Origin of the sequence: Allobosea sp. OAE752 (assembly GCF_050433265.1) — a bacterium.
Classification (GTDB): Bacteria; Pseudomonadota; Alphaproteobacteria; order Rhizobiales; family Beijerinckiaceae; genus Allobosea; species Allobosea spartocytisi.
In genome coordinates this window covers 487,524-503,906 of sequence record NZ_JBNPXO010000002.1, presented here as the reverse complement: position 1 = coordinate 503,906, position 16,383 = coordinate 487,524, and the positions used below count along the sequence as shown (strand labels likewise).

The window sequence follows — 16,383 nt, the reverse complement described above, 5'->3', positions numbered from 1 at the left end:
CCGTCGGCCGGCCTGTCGCGCGGCCCATCCATTCTTCAGCGTTGTCGGAATTAATAGGCGATCGTCCGGGGAAGGCAACGTGGCCGGGGCGCGATCCGGTGGCAGGCGCCCGTCCAATGGGGCTGGACGCTGCCCCTGCGGCCGCCCGTCGCTTGCATCGTTCGATCGACACGGTCATATGCCAGCGCTGCCCTCGATTGACCGGAGCCGAAGCGAACGCCATGGCCGACCTCGAACAAGCCATGAAGGCGCTCGTGGAGTTCATGCAGGTCCATCAGCAATGGGCGATTCCCATCGTCTTCGCCGTCGCCTTCGCCGAATGCGTCGCGATCCTGTCCTGGCTCGTGCCAGCCACGGTGTTCTTCACCACTTTCGGCGCCGTCGCCGGGGCCTCGGGCCTCAACCTCGTGCCGCTGGCCTTCGCGGCCTCGCTCGGTGCCGGCAGCGGCTTCTGGGTGTCCTATTGGGTGGGGCTGCTCCTGGGCCCGCGCGTCCATGACCACTGGCCCTTCAACAAGAACCCGCAATTGCTGGATCGCGGCCACGCCTTCTTCGAGCGCTGGGGCAGCCTCAGCATCGTGATCGGCCATTTCTTCGGCCCGCTGCGCGCGGTCATCGCCATCGTCGCCGGCCTCGTGAGCATGCCGTTCTGGCAGTTCCAGCTCGCGAACTGGCTCGCTTCCTTCGCCTGGGGCTTCGGGCTGCTCTACGGCGTCGGCCGGCTCAGCGAATTCCTCGCCCGCTGAAGGCGCCGGAAACCTGACTGCCGGGTGAACGCGCCATTCTGCGGCCGTTCAATTCGAAAGACGTCTATTCGCATCGTCGCATCGCGGCACGCCACCATCGGCGAGCCCGGCACGGCACGCTGAACGGCCCCACGCCGTCAGCGTCGTCCGACGGAGGGACCCGGCTCCCGTTGGACGTGACGATCCGGACCGACCTAAACGAGGTCTTTGTTATGACGATGTCCCGTTTTCTGATCCCCTTCGTCGCCCTTGCCGCCATGGGCGGCCAGGCCTTCGCCCAGACGGCGACGCAGCCGGCCCCCGCGGCCAAGCCCGCCGCTCCGGTCACCGCCCCGGCAGCTCCGGCAACGCAGGCTGCGCCGGCCGCCAAGCCCGCCACTCCGGCGGCCGCGCAGCCCAGCGCCACGCAGGCCAAGAAGATCAACATCAACACGGCGACCGCGGCCGAGCTCGACACGCTGAAGGGCATTGGCGAGGCCCGCGCCAAGAAGATCATCGAGGAGCGCAGCAAGGCGAAGTTCAAGGATTTCGCCGATCTGGTGAAACGCGGCACCCTGCCCTCGAATGTCGAAGCCGAGATCAAGGACAAGGTCACCTTCTGATCCCAATCGAAATAGAAGAGCCGGCCGCTTCCGCGGCCGGCTTTTTCGTTTTGCGGCAAGCTAGTGCCCGCTCGCCTGCGCTTGCGAAGCATCCGCCTCCCGCAGCGCCTGGGCGCAATCGTCACAGCAGACCTCGACCGTATTGCCGCCGACCGTGACCTTGATCGGGTTCTCGTCGAGCTCGCAGTCGCAGGCTGCACAGGTTCCACTCATCGCCTTCCTCCTTCTCGTTGGCCGCTCATTCGGCCGCCCTGAGAAAGACCATCCGGCCACTTCCGGCGCTGTCGGATTCTTTAGCGATCCGCTCCGGCCGCGCCGGCGCTCCCGCGCTCAGGGCGCGCAGGACCGCATCGATGCTTTCCCCTCCCGCCAAGCCGCGCCGCTCCTCGGCGCGCAGCGAGATGATCGCGGTCGGGTCGCCGAAAAAGGGGGCGGCCGTCGCGTCGCGCAGATCGCTGTCGCGCAAACCGAGATCGCGCAGATCGCGCTCGTTCATATCGCAGAGGGTGCGATAGTCGCGGCGCGCCTGAAGCCAATGGCCGATCCCGCCAAGAATCCGTCCGAGAACATCGGCCGCCGCGAATACGGGCTTGGCCGATCCGATGATGAAGCTGATCATGACCTGTCTCCGTCGGTTGTGATGACGGAAGAGGACACTTTCGTGCTGACAGCTGCTGTCAGAATCTTTCGCGATCCGTGACAGCCTGCGTCAGCGGAGATTGAGCGAACGCTGGAACTCCGCCGGCGTGCGGCCGTAAGCCTGCCGGAAGGCGGCGCTGAAATGGCTGTGGCTGGAGAAGCCGAGCTCGAGCCCGAGCTGGGTCAGGTCATCACAGTCGCCGAGCAGGTCCAGCGCCCGCGCCAGCCGCAGGCGCAGCTGATAGCGGTAGAGCGGCACCGCCTCGACCTGGGCGAAGACCTGAGTGAGGTAGACCGGCGAGACACCGACCTCGCGCGCGATCTCGGCCAGCGTCCAACGCCGGGCGAGATCGGACGCCATCACCAGCTTCGCCCGGTCAACCAGCTTGCGCCGACCGATGGACGCACCAGCGGCATGCGAGGTGCGTTCGCCCAGCGCTCGCCGCACCAGGGTCAGCGCCAGCGTCTCCGCTTCGAGCGGCTCGGCGACGCCGCGCTGCAGGCTGTATCGCAGCAGGGCCATAAGCGCCTGCGCACGCGGATCGATCCGTCGGCGTTGCGTCAGGAAGGCGACCGTGCCGGCGCGCAGCAGCTCTGCCGGCGCGAGCTCATGCAAAGTCTCTTCGCTGAGGCGCAGATCGAGGCAGGCATCGCCGCCCGGAACCGGGTGGCTGACCTGGTAGCCCTCATAGGGATTGAAGAAGAGGACCTGGTTGCTTTCCGCGACCGTGTCGTCGCGCCCGACATGGCGCACGAAGACGCCGCGATAGGGGAAAACCAGATGGGTCGCGTGAGTGCATTCCTCGTCGCTGCGGTGCCGGCATTCGCCGGAGCACACGACATCGCGCACCAGCACGATCTCGCTGTCCAGGAGCTTGCTCACCGAAAATTGCGACACGCCTTGCCCTTCGCAACGCGGATTTGCGTCTCGGGCGTTTACAGCAGGCCCAGGACAACCATTGTCAGCAAGGCAAAAGAAGCGCCCAGAACCAGATACGCGAACTTGAACTGAAAGCCCTGGGACGCAGGCATCGATCGGATCGGTGTCATCATCGCCTCCCTCTGTTCAGCCTCGACTGTTTCGTCATGGAACATTTCTGCGGGGACGCCTGGCGCCCGCTCAGTCGGCCCACATCCCGACCGCGAACCAGCCGACAATCGCGAGCATCAGGCCCACGATCAGGACGACCAGCACGGGCCGATCGAGAAAGCCTTGTCTTGCTTCAACCGGGGTCTCGACCGCCGGATCGACATCGGAATGGACATCAGCCCGCATCGGCGGGATCGGCTGGCCACCGCTCTCCGGAATGCGCGCCTCGCGTTCCCTGACGTCGTCTTGCATCGTCGCCTCCGCTCGTTCGAGCCCTGTCAGCCGCCGATAGCGCGCGTCAGCACATTCGCCAGCAGCGTGACCACGAGAAAACTGCCCAGCAGCAGGATGAAGAGCGGATCGCCCCAAGATACGGGCTTTGCGACATCGGCGAGCCCGCGACGGGCATGGCGCCGGTGCAGCCGCTCGATCGCCCCGTGTCTCAGCTCGTCCTGATGGGTCATCGTACGCTCCTTGCGGGTATCGACTGGAACATAAACGCCCGCCGCGGAAAGCGGTTCCCATCGCGGCCCCGTCCATGCGAAACGGGCGCCCTTGCGAGCGCCCGTTCCAGGCATTTTCAAGCGGTTGGAAGCGGTTCCGGACTCAGATTCGCAGGATGATGAACCCGCGTGCGAAATCCGGCGCCTGCCTCAGTTCTTGGTCTTGTCGACCAGGGCCTTGGCCTTGATCCACGGCATCATGTCGCGGAGCTTGGCGCCGACTTCCTCGATCGGATGGGCGGCGTAGCGGGCACGGGTCGCCTTGAACGAGGTCTGGTTGACCTTGTTCTCGAGCATCCAGTCGCGGGTGAACTTGCCCGACTGGATGTCGGTCAGCACGCGCTTCATCTCGGCCTTGGTCTCGGCCGTGATGATGCGCGGACCGGTGACGTACTCGCCGTACTCGGCGGTGTTCGAGATCGAGTAGTTCATGTTGGCGATGCCGCCCTCATAGATGAGGTCGACGATCAGCTTCACCTCGTGGAGGCACTCGAAATAGGCCATCTCGGGGGCGTAGCCGGCCTCGGTCAGCGTCTCGTAGCCGGCCTTGATCAGCTCGACCAGGCCGCCGCAGAGCACGACCTGCTCGCCGAAGAGATCGGTCTCGCACTCTTCCTTGAACGTGGTCTCGATGATGCCGGCGCGACCGCCGCCATTGGCCGAGGCGTAGGACAGGCCGAGGTCATGGGCGTTGCCGGTCGCGTCCTGATGGATCGCGATCAGGGTCGGCACGCCGCCGCCGCGCTGATACTCGGAACGGACGGTGTGGCCGGGGCCCTTCGGCGCGACCATCAGCACGTCGAGGTCCTTGCGCGGCTCGATCAGGTTGAAATGCACGTTGAGGCCGTGCGCGAAGAGCAGCGCAGCGCCTTCCTTCATGTTGGCGTGCAGCTCGTCGCGATAGATGTCGCCCTGCAGCTCGTCGGGGGTCAGCATCATCATGACGTCGGAGACCTTGGCGGCCTCGGACGGGGTCATGACCTTGAAGCCGGCCTCTTCGGCCTTCTTGCGGGTGGCCGAGCCGGCCTTCAGCGCGATGATGACGTCCTTGACGCCGGAATCGCGCAGGTTCAGCGCATGGGCATGGCCCTGCGAGCCGTAGCCCACGATGCAGACCTTCTTGCCCTTGATCAGGTTGATGTCGGCATCACGATCGTAATAAACGCGCATGGGTGTCTCCTTATGTCACGCGTTGGACTTGTCCCGGCCCGGCGCGCTCTGCGCCGTGCCGTAGAGGGTGAGAAACTGTTCGGCGGCGCGCTCGGCGTCGCGGGCGATCTCGGCCTTGCTGAGGGTCAGCGTATCGCCCAACAGCAGGCGCACCTGCACGTCGCGGCCGACAAGGCCGAACAGCGTGCGGAAGGCGGCCTCGGTATCGTCGAAGGCGATGAGCCCGGCCTCCCGCCCGGCATCGAGCACCGGCTTCAGGCGCTCGCCGATGGCGAAGCGGCCATTGGCCAGCACGATCGAACCGAGATTGCCGTTGCGGGCCGCCGCCTGGCTGATGCCGATGCGGTTGAGCGCGATCGAGGTCGGCGAGGTGATCACCTCAAGCCAGTTGGCGGCAAAACCCTTCAGGCTTTCACGCAGGGTGCCGGCATCGAGATTCTGCCGGTCGTAATTGCCCGCCCTCACCTTCGAGGCCTGCCATTGCACGGTCGCGGTCAGCAGCCCGTCGCGGTCGCCGAACCATTTGTAGAGCGTTTCCTTGGAGCAGCTCGCCCGGCGCGCCACGGCCGTCATGGTGAGATGGTCGCCCTTCTCCACCATCAGGCTGAGCACGGCATCGAGCACCGCCTGCTGCCTTGCGGTCAGCGTCTCGCTCTGCGTCTCGGCCGCGGGCTCGCTCATGCGGGGGAAAGGTCCAGTACCGTACGTTACGGTTCAGTCATCTAGCGCAGCCATGGATGGTGGGCAAGTCCTATTCGGGGCTGGCAGAGCCCCGGGAAAGAATTATCTCCGGATCGCCGAAAGACAGGAGAGCTTGCCCCGATGACCTTGCCCAGCGCCGCCGACATCGTTGCCTTCTGGCGTGAAGCCGGCCCGGAGAAATGGTTCGCCAAGGACGAGGCCTTCGACGCGGCGATCAGGGAGCGGTTCCTGCCGGCCCATGAGGCGGCTGCCGCCGGCACACTCGTCGACTGGGAAGGAACGCCGGAGGGCGCCTATGCGCTTCTCATCCTGCTCGACCAGTTCCCGCGCAACCTGTTCCGCGGCAGCGCCCGCGCCTTCGCCACCGATGCGCAGGCGCTCGCCATCGCGGAACGCGCAATCGAACACGGCTTCGACCGAGGTTACCAGCCGCCTGAGCAGCGCTTCTTCTACATGCCGTTCATGCATTCGGAGGAGCTGGTCCATCAGGACCGCTGCGTTCATCTCTGCGAGGCGGCCAGCGACCCCGAAGGCGTGAAATTCGCCGAGCTCCATCGCGACATCATCCGCGACTTCGGCCGCTTTCCCCATCGCAACCCGCTGCTGGGACGCCAGACGACAGCAGACGAACGGGCTTTCCTCGACAAGGGCGGCTTCGCCGGCTGACTTCAGCCGCCCGACTGGCTCGCCATCCGCTGCAGGAAGATCGCCGCGACCGTCAGGACGAAACCCGCCCACCAGAGCGGCGAGCGCAGGCTCTTGCCGCTGCCCAGCGGCTCGGCCTGCCCCCGGCCGGTCAGGCGCAGGATCACCGGCCCGGCGAGGCAGCCGAAGCCGACGATGCCGAGGCCGAGCGCGATCAGGCTGAGCGTTTGGGGCGTCAGCGCCATGCTCACATCGCCTCGGGGCCGCGGCTCATCGCGGCGATGCCGGTGCGCGACACCTCGGTCAACCCGACCACCGTCATCATCTTGATGAAGCGCTCGATCTCCTCGGTCGAGCCGGTCAGCTCGAAGACGAAGGAGGTCAGCGAGGCATCGAGCGTGCGCGCCCCGAAGGCGGAGGCCAGCCGCATCGCCTCGACGCGGGCCTCACCCTTGCCGACGACCTTGACCAGCGCGAGCTCGCGCTCGATCGCCTCGCCCTGCGCGGTCAGGTCGACGACGCGATGCACCGGCACCAGCCGGTCGAGATGCGCCTTGATCTGGTCGATGACGTTGGCGGTGCCGGAGGTCACCACCGTGATGCGCGAGATATGCTTTTCATGCTCGGTCTCGGAGACGGTGAGGCTCTCGATATTGTAGCCACGGCCCGAGAAAAGCCCGGCAATGCGGGCAAGAACGCCCGGTTCGTTGTCGACGATCACCGCCAGCGTGTGGCGCGCGGTCGGCTGCGACTTGGGAGCGTTCGGATAATGCGTGGCCGGTTTCGACATGGGTAGACCTGCAAGGCGGGGTGAAAGGAGATTGAGTTCAGATTTCGCGAAGATTGGCGGTGGCGGGCTCGTCGACCTCGTCCTGCGCCACGACCCAGGGCTCGGCCAATGCGCCGGCCAGCCATTCCCGATAGGCCGGCAGCGCCAGCACGGCCTGCATATAGGCGGATGATACCGGGTCGACGGCGATCGCGTAGGTGTCGAGCCGCGTCACCACGGGCGCGAACATCGCATCGGCCGCCGAGAAGGCGCCGTAGAGGAACGGCCCCTCCCCGCGAGCGCCGAAGCGCTCGCGCGCCTCGCGCCAGATCGCCGTGATGCGGGCCACGTCGCGGGCGACATGAGCCCCCCGGTCGCGCGCCGCGAAGCGCTTGCCGAGATTCATCGGGCAGCTGCCGCGCAATCCCTGGAAGCCGGCATGCATTTCGGCCGAGACGGAGCGGGCATGGGCGCGCGCCGCCTTGTCACGCGGCCAGATCCCGGCTTCGGGATAGGTCTCGTGCAGATAGTCGGCGATCGCCGTGCTCTCCCAGACCGCGACATCGCCATCGACCAGCGCCGGCAAGGTGCCGCCGCTGCCGGGCACCGCTGCGAAGACCGCCTCCTTGAAGCCGGGCTCGTCGAGCGGAACGAGTTGCTCCTCGAAGGCGATGCCCTTGGCGCGCAGCAGCAGCCAGGCCCTGAGCGACCAGGAGGAATAGCATTTGTTGCCGATCAGCAGTTTCATGCGGCGACGCTCTCCACTTCACCGACATAGTCGAGCGCCGCCGCGACATGCAGCGCCGTGGTGTCGAAGACCGGCACGGCGCAATCGGCCTGCGACAGCAGCAGCCCGATCTCGGTACAGCCGAGGATGACGCCGTCCGCGCCCTCCTCCCGGATCGCCCGCTCGATGACCGCGAGATAGCGCGCCTTGGAGGCCGCCTCGATGCGGCCGCGGCACAACTCCTCGTAGATGATGCGGTGAACCTCGTCCCGCTCCTGCGCCTGCGGCACCAGCGCCTCGACGCCGAAGGCCTTGAGCCGGTCGCGATAGAACGCCTGCTCCATGGTGAAGCGCGTCGCCAGCAGCAGCGGGCGCCGCGCGGAGGTCGCGCGGATCGCCTGCGCCGTCACATCCGCCAGATGCAGGAAGGGCAGCTTGGTCGCCCCCGTGATCTGGTCGGCGACCTTGTGCATGGTGTTGGTGCAGAGGACGAGGCAGGAGGCACCGGCGTGCTCCAGCCGCCTTGCGCTCTGGGCCAGAGCCGCGCCGGCCGCCGCCCAGTCGCCCTGCGCCTGCATCTCCGCGATACCCGCGAAGTCGAGCGAATGCAGCAGCACATCGGCCGAATGCAGCCCGCCCAAGCGAGAGCGCACGCCTTCATTGAGCAGCCGGTAGTAGACCGCCGTCGATTCCCAGCTCATTCCGCCGATCAGGCCGATCGTCGCCATGGTGTTCTTCCCTTCCCCCTGCCGTTATTGCGAGGAGCGTCAGCGACGAAGCAATCCAGGGGACGTGAAGCGCGGCCGCTCCTGGATTGCTTCGCTGCGCTCGCAATGACGGAGGTGTTCCCGATCAGACGAGCTGCTTGCCCTTGGCGTCGATGATCTGGCCGGTATCGCCTTCGAAATCGGGCAGGATCATCTCGTTATGCGCCTTGCCCGACGGGATCATCGGGAAGCAATTCTCTTCCTTGGCGACATGGCAGTCGAAGATCACCGGGCCGGGCGTCTCGATCATCTCCATGATCGCGGCGTCGAGTTTGGCCGGGTCGTCGCAGCGGATGCCGTGGCCGCCATAGGCTTCGGCGAGCTTCACGAAGTCCGGCAGCGACTGCGAATAGCTCTCCGAATAGCGCCCGCCATGCAGCAATTCCTGCCACTGGCGCACCATGCCCATGTACTCGTTGTTCAGGATGAAGATCTTCACCGGCAGCCGGTACTGCACCGCCGTCGACATCTCCTGCATGTTCATCAGGATCGAGGCCTCGCCGGCGACGTCGATGACGAGCGCCTTGGGGTGCTTCATCTGCACGCCGATGGCCGCCGGCAGGCCGTAGCCCATCGTGCCGAGGCCGCCTGAGGTCATCCAGCGGTTCGGCTCCTGGAACTGCAGGTACTGCGCCGCCCACATCTGGTGCTGGCCGACCTCGGTCGTGATGTAGGTATCGCGATCCTTCGTCAGCGCATGGAGGCGCTCCAGCGCATATTGCGGCTTGATGATCGTGTCGGACTGCTTGTAGGCGAGGCTCTTGCGCCCGCGCCAGCCCTCGATCTGCGTCCACCAGGCGGCAAGCGCCGTCTTGTCGATCTGCGGGCTGCTCTCGCGCCAAATCCGGACCATGTCCTCCAGCACATGGGCGCAATCGCCGACGATGCCGATATCGGCCTTGACCGTCTTGTTGATCGAGGACGGGTCGATGTCGATATGGATCTTCTTCGAGCGCGGCGAGAAGCCGTCGATCCGCCCGGTGATGCGGTCGTCGAAGCGCGCGCCGATATTGATCATGACGTCGCAGTCATGCATCGCGAGATTGGCCTCGTAGGTGCCGTGCATGCCGAGCATGCCGAGCCACTGCTTGTCGGCGGCCGGGAAGGCGCCGAGCCCCATCAGCGTCGAGGTGACGGGAAAGCCCGTCAGCCGGGCGAGCTCGCGCAGCAGCGCCGAGGCATGGGGGCCGGAATTGATGACGCCGCCGCCGGTGTAGAAGACCGGCTTCTTCGCGCTGGCGATCAACTCGATCGCCGCCTTGATCTTGGCGAGGTCGCCCTTGACCACCGGGCGGTAGGTCTTGTGCTGGTTGTCGCGCGGGCGGCTATAGGCGCCGGTCGCAAACTGGATGTCCTTCGGAATGTCGATGACGACCGGGCCCGGGCGGCCGTTCGAGGCGACATAGAAGGCCTCGTGGAGGATGCGCGGCAGGTCGTGGATGCTCTTCACCAGATAGTTGTGCTTGGTGCAGGAGCGGGTGATGCCGACCGTGTCGCATTCCTGGAAGGCGTCGGAGCCGATCAGATGGGTCGGAACCTGGCCGGTGATGACGACAACCGGGATCGAGTCGAGCAGCGCGTCGGTCAGGCCGGTGACGGCATTGGTCGCGCCGGGCCCCGAAGTGACCAACACGCAGCCGACCTTGCCCGGGCCGGAGCGGGCATAGCCCTCGGCGGCATGGACCGCGCCCTGCTCGTGGCGGACGAGCACGTGCTTGACCTTGTCCTGCTGGAAGATCGCGTCATAGATCGGGAGTACGGCGCCGCCGGGATATCCGAACAGATGCTCGACGCCCTGGTCCTGAAGCGCGCGGACGACCATCTCGGCTCCGGTCATCATCTCGCTCATAACGCTCTCCTGCGGCTTGTCTTCGGTGATGGTGGAAAACGGGCAATAAAAAAGGCCCTCGGAGGGGCCTGGGCGTGCGCTGGCGTCGGGGACGCCCGGTTGTTAAACCGGCCCCTACCAGCGCACCTCTACGAGAATAAGCTTGCGCATTGCGCTCATGATCCTTGTCGTAAGTTGCCGGACGCTAACGGAGGCCGCGAGGCCGGTCAAGCGCTAAGCGTAGGCTACAGCCCCCGGAAAAAAATGCGACGCTCCCGGATGACGGCCTGCGGCCTCGGAGCAACCGCCGGCATCGGCAAGGGATATCGACAAAAGGAACATCGGCTGCGCGCTCCCTGCAGCCTGCACCCCTCGGGGTCACAGAGCCCCCTCCGAAGGTTGAAGACCCCCTTGAACGGTTGGCAACCGAATGATTGACACGATTACGCAAAAATCGCGTCCATCGCGGAACGGTTTCTCAACCTGCCTGTCTTAGCGTTGCGCCCGCTCGAACCGGGACGGCTATGTACCACGAAGTCCATACCGAAAACATCGCAGCCCGCGCCCATGCGCCCGAGATCGCGAAGCTGCTCGACCGGTTCGCGTTCCATGGTCGCAACGGCCGGCCCGTCGCCTACGAAGACTTCATCGCCGAAATCATGCCGGCCTTCGGCGAGGACTTGGTCATCCTTGAGCCGACCGATGACGGTGATTATCGCTGGATCCATTACGGCCGCGAGATCGTGCGCTATGTCGGCGGCTCGCGGCTGGGCGAGACATTGGCCGCGATGCGGCCGCAGGTCGCGACATTCACGCGCGACTGCGCCGAACGCGCGCGCTCGGAGCGCAAGCCGCTCTACACCATCCACCGTTCCAAGCCGATCACCCGCGTCGCGCTGTGGGAGCGCCTCCTGCTCCCCACCATCGCGCAGGACGGACGGGACGTGGTGGTCGCCTTCAGCCGCCCGTTGCAGTTCCGCGAGGACCTGCTCAATGCGGTGCTGGACAACTCACCGAGCGGCATCGTCGCGCTGCGCGCCATCCGCGACGATGATGGCGGCATCGACCGCACGGTCATCGTCACGGCAAATGCACGGGCGGCCGAACTGGCCGGACGGCCCGGTGCCTGCCTGCTGGATTGCGAAGGCCGGGAGGGCCTGCCCTTCCTCAGCGACCCGACGCTCTGGCGCCGCTGCCTCCACGCGATGCAGCATCAGCGCGCCGACACCTTCGAAACCGCCTTCGCTCTTGGCGAGCGCACGACCTGGCTGAGGCTCGCGGTCGCCCCCCTCGGCGACGGGCTCCTCATGACACTGACCGACATCACCGACCTCACCGTCGCCAACCAGACCCTGCAACTGCGCGCCGCGACGCTCGCGCTCGAGATCGGCCGGGAGCGGGCGACGCGCCGGGCCCTGTCCGAAGAGATCGGCTATCGCGAGGAACGCGAAAAGGAACTGCGGCGCCTCGCCGAGACCGACCCGCTGACCGCTCTCCTCAACCGCCGCTCCTTCACCGAGCGCGCCCATGCCGCGATGGCGACGGGTGCGAGCGAGGATGCCGACATCTCGCTCATCATCGTCGATCTCGACCATTTCAAGCAGGTCAACGACTCCCACGGCCATGCGGCGGGAGACGCCGTCATCCGTGCCTTCGCCGATATGCTGCTCGGGCTGCTGCGCGGCGAGCGCCACCTCGTCGCCCGCGTCGGCGGCGAGGAATTCGCCATTCTGCTGCGCGGGGCCGGCGGGGCCGAGGCGGTGGCCAAGACGCGCCAGATCCAGGACGCGCTGGCGAGCCGCGCCTTGCCCGTTTCCGAGACGCTCGAACTCAAGGTCACCGCCAGCTACGGCATCGCGACACGCCAGTCGGAAGAGCAGCTCGCCATGCTGATGGAGCGCGCCGACCAGGCGCTCTACCGTGCCAAGAACGAGGGCCGGAACCGGATCGGCATCGCCGAGGCGAGCACGATCGCCGCCGTCGCGGCCTGAGTTCAGCGTTTCAGGCCGGCGAGCGCCGTCTCCAGCGCGGCCTCCGGCGCCACCGCCTGCCAGCCCGCCATCTGGTGCCGGAACCATGTCACCTGCCGCTTGGAATAGGCGCGCGTGTCGGCCTGCCCGCGCGCGATCGCCTCCTCCAGCGAGATTTCGCCGTCGAGATGCGCGATCAGACCCGGCACGCCATGGGCGCGCATGATCGGCAGGAGCGGATCGAGCCCCCGCTCCCGCAGCCGCGCAACCTCCTCCAGCGCGCCTGTCGCCATCATCGCCTCGAAGCGCCGGTCGATCCGGGCGCGCACATCCTCACGCGACGGGCTGACGAACAGGCGTAGCAGCGCCATGCCGTCGAGAGGTCCCGGCTCGCGCTCGCCCTGGAAGCTCGCCAGCGAACGCCCGGTCGCCAGATGCACCTCGATGGCACGCATGATCCGCAGCCGGTCCGACGGCCGCAGCCGGTCGGCCATGAGGGGATCGAGAGCGGCAAGCTCGGCATGCAGCGCCTCGGTCGCGGCGCCCTCCGCTCGCGCTCGGAAGGCGGAGCGCACCGCCTCCGGCACGGGCGGCATCGCCGAGAAGCCCTCGGTCACCGCTTTGAAGTAGAGCCCCGTTCCCCCCACCAGGATCGGCAGCTTGCCCTGCTCCCAAAGCTGCGGCAGCAAGGCCGCGACATCCGCCGCATAGCGCATCGCCGAGTAATTCACGGCACCGTCGACATGGCCGTAGAGCCGGTGCGGCGCGAGCGCCTCCTCGGCCTCGCTCGGGCGGGCGGAGAGGATGCGCAGATCGGCATAGACCTGCATGGAATCGGCGTTGACCACGACGCCGTCCAGCCGCCGGGCGATCTCGATGGCGAGCGCGGACTTGCCGCTGGCGGTCGGACCTGCGATGAGCACCGCCCTGATCGTCTCTTCCGCCTGCGTCACCGGTCCTCACATGCTCGTCGCGACACTTGTTTCCGCCCATGGCCAGGCGCTCGTCGGCGAGGCCCTGCTCGCACGCCTCGCCCGCGCAGTGCCGGGCATCCATCGCACAGCCACGCTGGACGGCGCCATCGCCGCCGATCTCTTCGCGGATGGAACCGACGCGCGCAAGCTCGAAGCCGAAATCCGGACCGCGCTGGAAGATGTGGCGATCGACGTCATCGTCCAGCCCGAAGCGAGCCGCCGCAAGGCCCTGTTCCTTGCCGACATGGATTCGACGATGATCGGCCAGGAATGCATCGACGAGCTCGCCGCCTGTGTCGGGCTGAAGGATCTCGTCTCAGCCATCACCGAGCGCGCCATGCGCGGCGAGATCGCCTTCGAGCCGGCGCTGCGCGAACGCGTCGCCTTGCTGAAGGGCGTGCCGCTGTCGGTGGTCGACGAGATCATCCGCGACCGCATCACCCTGACACCGGGCGGCTACGAGCTCGTCCATACGATGCGCGCCAACGGCGCCTACACCGCCCTGGTCTCCGGCGGCTTCACCGTCTTCACCGGTCCGATCAGCGCCGCCATCGGCTTCGACGAGCACCGCTCGAACGTGCTGCTGGCGCAGGACGGCATCCTGACCGGCGAGGTCGCCGACCCGATCCTCGGCAAGCAGGCCAAGCTCGATTCGCTCGTCGAACTGCGCAGCCGCTTCGGCCTCCGCCCCGAGCAGACGCTTGCGGTCGGCGACGGCGCCAACGACCTTGCCATGCTCGGCGAGGCCGGCCTCGGCATCGCCTTCCGTGCCAAGCCCGCTGTCGCGGCCGCGGCCGATGCCCGGCTGGAGCACGCCGATCTCACCGCCCTGCTCTACGCCCAGGGCTATACCGGCGGCGAGATCGTCAGGCGCTGATCAATCGACGATGAAGAGCTTCGCGCCCGTCTTCGTCTGCGAGCGGTGCGCCTCGGCGCCATCGGCGACCTGATAGCTCATGCCGGCCTTGAGCGGCATGACGCGGCCATCGTCCAGCGTCGTCTCCATCTCGCCTTCCAGGCACAGGATGATGTGGCCCTTCGTGCACCAGTGATCGGCGACGTAGCCGGCCGAATACTCGACCATCCGCACCCGGATGCGGTTCTCCTCCGGTCCGAAATACTGGACGCGCCAGATCGCCTCCCCGGCGTCGCCGGCATGGCGCTCGGCCGGCACGGCCGACCAGTCGGTGGTGACGAAGGAAATATCGCTGATCTTCATGTCGCTGCTCACCGGCCGGAGCCGGGCCCGTCTTGCCATGCCGAAGGCACGCAAGGTGCCAGCCGCGAGCCGGATGCGCCATCGCAAAGACGGGATCGGCGGCATGCCCGCAAAGCGCGGGCGCCAAACAAAAAGGGCGGCCCGCCGGGCCGCCCTCGATCTCGCCCTGTCAGGGACCGGTCAGTTCATCGCCACCGCGACGAAGCGGACCTCGCCCTGGCCGTTGGAAACCAGCAGAAGGGCGGACTTCTTGCCCTCCTTCTTCAGCGCATCGAGGCGCTTGGTCAGCTCGTCCGGCGTGTTGACCGGCTCCTGCCCGACCTCGACGATCAGCTCGCCGACCATGATGCGCTTGTCGGCGGCGTTCGAGTTCGGATCGACCTTCGTCACGACGACGCCCTTCAGCCCGTCCTTGATCGAATAGCGCTTCCTGAGCTCGTCGTTCTGGGCCGAAAGTTCGAGGCCGAGCGCGCTCGTCACCGCTGGCTTCGCCGCTTCCGGAGTGGGCTTGCTGGCGGAGGCGGTCTGGACCTTCTCGCCATCTTCGAGGCGGCCGAGCTTGACCGTCTTGATCTCTTCCTTGCCCTTGCGGACGATCGTGACCGGCACGTCCTTGCCGACCGGCGTCGCGGCGACGATGCGCGGCAGATCGCGCGAATCCTTCACGTCCTTGCCGTCGAACTTGGTGATCACGTCGCCGGTCTCGAGGCCGGCCGGCTTGCCCGGGCCCTTCTCGTCGACGCCGGCGATCAGCGCGCCGCGCGCCGTGCCCAGTCCCAGCGCATCCGCGGTGGCGTCGTCGATGCTCTGGATGCGCACGCCGAGCCAGCCGCGGCGGGTCTCGCCGAATTCGCGCAACTGCTCGACCACGTTCGCCGCCAGCGCGGCCGGCACGGCGAAGCCGATGCCGACCGAGCCGCCGGTCGGCGACAGGATCGCCGTGTTGATGCCGATGACCTCGCCGGCCATGTTGAACAGCGGGCCGCCGGAATTGCCCTTGTTGATGGCCGCGTCTGTCTGGATATAGGTGTCGTACGGCCCCTGGCTGATGTCGCGGTTGCGGGCCGAGATGATGCCCGACGAGACCGAGCCGCCGAGGCCGAACGGGTTGCCGATCGCCATCACCGGATCGCCGATCCGCATCTTGTCGGAATCGCCGAACTTCACGGAAGGCAGCGGCTTGTCGTGCTTCACCCGCAGCACGGCGAGATCGACCTTGGTGTCCTTGCCGATGACCTCGGCCTTGAGCCGCAGGCCGTCGCCGAAGATCACCGTGATCTCGTTGGCGTCGCCGATGACGTGATTATTGGTGACGACGATGCCCGACGGGTCGATGACGAAGCCCGAACCCGCCGATTGCGACCGGCGCTGCTGCGGCGCCTGGCGCTCGCCCTGCTGGTTGCGGCGGTTGAAGAACTCCTCGAACAGGTCGCCGAAGGGCGTATCGGGACCGAGCTGCGGCAATTGCGGCAGGTTGCGGCCCTTGGTGTCGCTGGTCGTAACGGCGGAGATGTTGACCACCGCCGGCATCACCTTGTCGACGAGGTCGGCGAGCGAGGTCTGACCTTGCAGCAAGGGGGTATTGGCTCTGGCCTGCGCCGGCGCCAGCACCGGCGTCAGCAGCGCCAGGCCGGCCACGCCGGCCGCGAGCGCGATGCGGACGGACCGGGCAGCCACGGGAACGGTTTTCAATGCCATTTGAATCCTCATGACGGAAAAAGGCAGGCCGATCGATGCGGCACAACTCTCGCGCCGAATTGAACTCCGAAATGCGGCGGAAGGGCGACGCACAATCGTGTCATCGAACACGATCGCGGGATAGTCTACCAGCTTCCGCGCGCGATCCAGACCAGGATCACGCCGAGCACCGCCGAGCCGAGCCCGATCAGACGCATCCGATCGGGCGGCGTCTCCGCCGCGCTGCGCAGGGCATCCTTCGCCAGATGCGGAATCGAAGCGAAGAGAATGCCCTCGATGGCGAAGACCAGGCCGAGCGCCGCGATGAAGTCGAACATCCGCGTCGCTCGCTGTG

Annotated in this window: 21 protein-coding genes; 5 read left to right on the top strand and 16 right to left on the bottom strand. The window is 66.8% G+C overall.

Going from position 1 to position 16,383, the window contains the following annotated elements:
• The first annotated feature begins 221 nt into the window (after nt 1-221).
• Together GGC47_RS07320 and GGC47_RS07315 are read left to right on the top strand one after the other, a co-directional pair.
• Nucleotides 222-746: a DedA family protein gene (locus GGC47_RS07320; protein ID WP_210245649.1), complete on the top strand. Its 525-nt coding sequence runs from the start codon at nt 222-224 to the stop codon at nt 744-746.
• A 218-nt stretch (nt 747-964) separates the two neighbouring features.
• Nucleotides 965-1,348: a ComEA family DNA-binding protein gene (locus GGC47_RS07315; RefSeq protein WP_166652993.1), complete on the top strand. Its 384-nt coding sequence runs from the start codon at nt 965-967 to the stop codon at nt 1,346-1,348.
• A 60-nt stretch (nt 1,349-1,408) separates the two neighbouring features.
• On the opposite strand, the gene GGC47_RS07310 is transcribed toward GGC47_RS07315, so the two are convergent.
• The 7 genes from GGC47_RS07310 to GGC47_RS07280 all read right to left on the bottom strand — a co-directional run bounded on the left by GGC47_RS07310 (nt 1,409) and on the right by GGC47_RS07280 (nt 5,431).
• Nucleotides 1,409-1,561 (bottom strand): hypothetical protein, encoded by a 153-nt coding sequence (locus GGC47_RS07310; RefSeq protein ID WP_166652992.1) that lies wholly within the window; start codon nt 1,559-1,561, stop codon nt 1,409-1,411.
• A gap of 25 nt (nt 1,562-1,586) precedes the next feature.
• Nucleotides 1,587-1,967 (bottom strand): DUF1127 domain-containing protein, encoded by a 381-nt coding sequence (locus GGC47_RS07305; RefSeq protein ID WP_142021842.1) that lies wholly within the window; start codon nt 1,965-1,967, stop codon nt 1,587-1,589.
• A gap of 90 nt (nt 1,968-2,057) precedes the next feature.
• Nucleotides 2,058-2,885, bottom strand: coding sequence for a helix-turn-helix transcriptional regulator (locus GGC47_RS07300; RefSeq protein WP_142021841.1), 828 nt, complete (start codon nt 2,883-2,885; stop codon nt 2,058-2,060).
• Between the two features lie 222 nt (nt 2,886-3,107).
• The gene (locus GGC47_RS07295) at nt 3,108-3,329 is read right to left on the bottom strand and encodes a hypothetical protein (RefSeq protein ID WP_112764014.1); all 222 of its coding nucleotides are present in this window, start codon (nt 3,327-3,329) and stop codon (nt 3,108-3,110) included.
• 26 nt (nt 3,330-3,355) lie between these two features.
• Nucleotides 3,356-3,541: a hypothetical protein gene (locus GGC47_RS07290; protein WP_038358751.1), complete on the bottom strand. Its 186-nt coding sequence runs from the start codon at nt 3,539-3,541 to the stop codon at nt 3,356-3,358.
• Nucleotides 3,542-3,730: 189 nt separating this feature from the next.
• Nucleotides 3,731-4,750 (bottom strand): ketol-acid reductoisomerase, encoded by a 1,020-nt coding sequence (ilvC, locus tag GGC47_RS07285; protein ID WP_038358753.1) that lies wholly within the window; start codon nt 4,748-4,750, stop codon nt 3,731-3,733.
• 15 nt (nt 4,751-4,765) lie between these two features.
• Nucleotides 4,766-5,431: a TetR/AcrR family transcriptional regulator C-terminal domain-containing protein gene (locus GGC47_RS07280; RefSeq protein ID WP_038358755.1), complete on the bottom strand. Its 666-nt coding sequence runs from the start codon at nt 5,429-5,431 to the stop codon at nt 4,766-4,768.
• A gap of 141 nt (nt 5,432-5,572) precedes the next feature.
• On the opposite strand from GGC47_RS07280, the gene GGC47_RS07275 reads away from it, so the two are divergent.
• Nucleotides 5,573-6,118, top strand: coding sequence for a DUF924 family protein (locus tag GGC47_RS07275; protein ID WP_142021840.1), 546 nt, complete (start codon nt 5,573-5,575; stop codon nt 6,116-6,118).
• Nucleotides 6,119-6,120: 2 nt separating this feature from the next.
• Here the strand turns inward: GGC47_RS07275 and GGC47_RS07270 are convergent, their stop codons facing one another.
• From GGC47_RS07270 to GGC47_RS07250, 5 genes are all read right to left on the bottom strand, one after another.
• On the bottom strand, nt 6,121-6,342 hold the full coding sequence (locus GGC47_RS07270; RefSeq protein WP_142021839.1) for a hypothetical protein: 222 nt from the start codon (nt 6,340-6,342) through the stop codon (nt 6,121-6,123).
• Nucleotides 6,343-6,344: 2 nt separating this feature from the next.
• Nucleotides 6,345-6,887, bottom strand: coding sequence for an acetolactate synthase small subunit (gene ilvN, locus GGC47_RS07265; protein WP_038358762.1), 543 nt, complete (start codon nt 6,885-6,887; stop codon nt 6,345-6,347).
• Nucleotides 6,888-6,924: 37 nt separating this feature from the next.
• The gene (locus tag GGC47_RS07260; RefSeq protein WP_038358765.1) at nt 6,925-7,614 is read right to left on the bottom strand and encodes a glutathione S-transferase family protein; all 690 of its coding nucleotides are present in this window, start codon (nt 7,612-7,614) and stop codon (nt 6,925-6,927) included.
• A complete protein-coding gene (locus GGC47_RS07255) occupies nt 7,611-8,321 on the bottom strand; it encodes an aspartate/glutamate racemase family protein (RefSeq protein ID WP_142021838.1) in 711 nt (236 codons plus the stop codon). Before GGC47_RS07255 ends, GGC47_RS07260 begins: the two co-directional genes overlap by 4 nt.
• A 124-nt stretch (nt 8,322-8,445) precedes the next feature.
• Nucleotides 8,446-10,209, bottom strand: a complete 1,764-nt coding sequence (locus tag GGC47_RS07250; RefSeq protein ID WP_142021837.1) for an acetolactate synthase 3 large subunit — start codon at nt 10,207-10,209, stop codon at nt 8,446-8,448.
• 503 nt (nt 10,210-10,712) lie between these two features.
• Between GGC47_RS07250 and GGC47_RS07245 the strand changes: the two genes are divergently transcribed.
• Nucleotides 10,713-12,179, top strand: coding sequence for a GGDEF domain-containing protein (locus GGC47_RS07245; protein WP_051987487.1), 1,467 nt, complete (start codon nt 10,713-10,715; stop codon nt 12,177-12,179).
• A 2-nt stretch (nt 12,180-12,181) separates the two neighbouring features.
• On the opposite strand, the gene miaA is transcribed toward GGC47_RS07245, so the two are convergent.
• Nucleotides 12,182-13,111 (bottom strand): tRNA (adenosine(37)-N6)-dimethylallyltransferase MiaA, encoded by a 930-nt coding sequence (miaA, locus tag GGC47_RS07240; RefSeq protein WP_113252443.1) that lies wholly within the window; start codon nt 13,109-13,111, stop codon nt 12,182-12,184.
• Between the two features lie 10 nt (nt 13,112-13,121).
• Here miaA and serB point away from each other — a divergent pair, with 10 nt between their 5' ends.
• Nucleotides 13,122-14,009: a phosphoserine phosphatase SerB gene (gene serB, locus GGC47_RS07235; protein ID WP_142021915.1), complete on the top strand. Its 888-nt coding sequence runs from the start codon at nt 13,122-13,124 to the stop codon at nt 14,007-14,009.
• On the opposite strand, the gene GGC47_RS07230 is transcribed toward serB, so the two are convergent.
• From GGC47_RS07230 to GGC47_RS07220, 3 genes are all read right to left on the bottom strand, one after another.
• The gene (locus GGC47_RS07230) at nt 14,010-14,351 is read right to left on the bottom strand and encodes a DHCW motif cupin fold protein (protein ID WP_142021836.1); all 342 of its coding nucleotides are present in this window, start codon (nt 14,349-14,351) and stop codon (nt 14,010-14,012) included.
• Between the two features lie 180 nt (nt 14,352-14,531).
• A complete protein-coding gene (locus GGC47_RS07225) occupies nt 14,532-16,049 on the bottom strand; it encodes a DegQ family serine endoprotease (protein ID WP_038358778.1) in 1,518 nt (505 codons plus the stop codon).
• 125 nt (nt 16,050-16,174) lie between these two features.
• Nucleotides 16,175-16,366, bottom strand: a complete 192-nt coding sequence (locus GGC47_RS07220) for a DUF2065 domain-containing protein (RefSeq protein WP_038358780.1) — start codon at nt 16,364-16,366, stop codon at nt 16,175-16,177.
• Nucleotides 16,367-16,383: the final 17 nt, after the last annotated feature.

What these genes read in the sequence shown, in the direction of transcription:
- GGC47_RS07320 (WP_210245649.1), top strand. Translation starts at nt 222, where the DNA reads ATGGCCGACCTCGAACAAGCCATGAAGGCGCTCGTGGAGTTCATGCAG.
- GGC47_RS07315 (WP_166652993.1), top strand. Translation starts at nt 965, where the DNA reads ATGTCCCGTTTTCTGATCCCCTTCGTCGCCCTTGCCGCCATGGGCGGC.
- GGC47_RS07310 (WP_166652992.1), bottom strand. Translation starts at nt 1,561, where the DNA reads ATGAGTGGAACCTGTGCAGCCTGCGACTGCGAGCTCGACGAGAACCCG.
- GGC47_RS07305 (WP_142021842.1), bottom strand. Translation starts at nt 1,967, where the DNA reads ATGATCAGCTTCATCATCGGATCGGCCAAGCCCGTATTCGCGGCGGCC.
- GGC47_RS07295 (WP_112764014.1), bottom strand. Translation starts at nt 3,329, where the DNA reads ATGCAAGACGACGTCAGGGAACGCGAGGCGCGCATTCCGGAGAGCGGT.
- GGC47_RS07290 (WP_038358751.1), bottom strand. Translation starts at nt 3,541, where the DNA reads ATGACCCATCAGGACGAGCTGAGACACGGGGCGATCGAGCGGCTGCAC.
- ilvC (WP_038358753.1), bottom strand. Translation starts at nt 4,750, where the DNA reads ATGCGCGTTTATTACGATCGTGATGCCGACATCAACCTGATCAAGGGC.
- GGC47_RS07280 (WP_038358755.1), bottom strand. Translation starts at nt 5,431, where the DNA reads ATGAGCGAGCCCGCGGCCGAGACGCAGAGCGAGACGCTGACCGCAAGG.
- GGC47_RS07275 (WP_142021840.1), top strand. Translation starts at nt 5,573, where the DNA reads ATGACCTTGCCCAGCGCCGCCGACATCGTTGCCTTCTGGCGTGAAGCC.
- GGC47_RS07270 (WP_142021839.1), bottom strand. Translation starts at nt 6,342, where the DNA reads ATGGCGCTGACGCCCCAAACGCTCAGCCTGATCGCGCTCGGCCTCGGC.
- ilvN (WP_038358762.1), bottom strand. Translation starts at nt 6,887, where the DNA reads ATGTCGAAACCGGCCACGCATTATCCGAACGCTCCCAAGTCGCAGCCG.
- GGC47_RS07260 (WP_038358765.1), bottom strand. Translation starts at nt 7,614, where the DNA reads ATGAAACTGCTGATCGGCAACAAATGCTATTCCTCCTGGTCGCTCAGG.
- GGC47_RS07255 (WP_142021838.1), bottom strand. Translation starts at nt 8,321, where the DNA reads ATGGCGACGATCGGCCTGATCGGCGGAATGAGCTGGGAATCGACGGCG.
- GGC47_RS07250 (WP_142021837.1), bottom strand. Translation starts at nt 10,209, where the DNA reads ATGAGCGAGATGATGACCGGAGCCGAGATGGTCGTCCGCGCGCTTCAG.
- GGC47_RS07245 (WP_051987487.1), top strand. Translation starts at nt 10,713, where the DNA reads ATGTACCACGAAGTCCATACCGAAAACATCGCAGCCCGCGCCCATGCG.
- serB (WP_142021915.1), top strand. Translation starts at nt 13,122, where the DNA reads ATGCTCGTCGCGACACTTGTTTCCGCCCATGGCCAGGCGCTCGTCGGC.
- GGC47_RS07230 (WP_142021836.1), bottom strand. Translation starts at nt 14,351, where the DNA reads ATGAAGATCAGCGATATTTCCTTCGTCACCACCGACTGGTCGGCCGTG.
- GGC47_RS07225 (WP_038358778.1), bottom strand. Translation starts at nt 16,049, where the DNA reads ATGGCATTGAAAACCGTTCCCGTGGCTGCCCGGTCCGTCCGCATCGCG.
- GGC47_RS07220 (WP_038358780.1), bottom strand. Translation starts at nt 16,366, where the DNA reads ATGTTCGACTTCATCGCGGCGCTCGGCCTGGTCTTCGCCATCGAGGGC.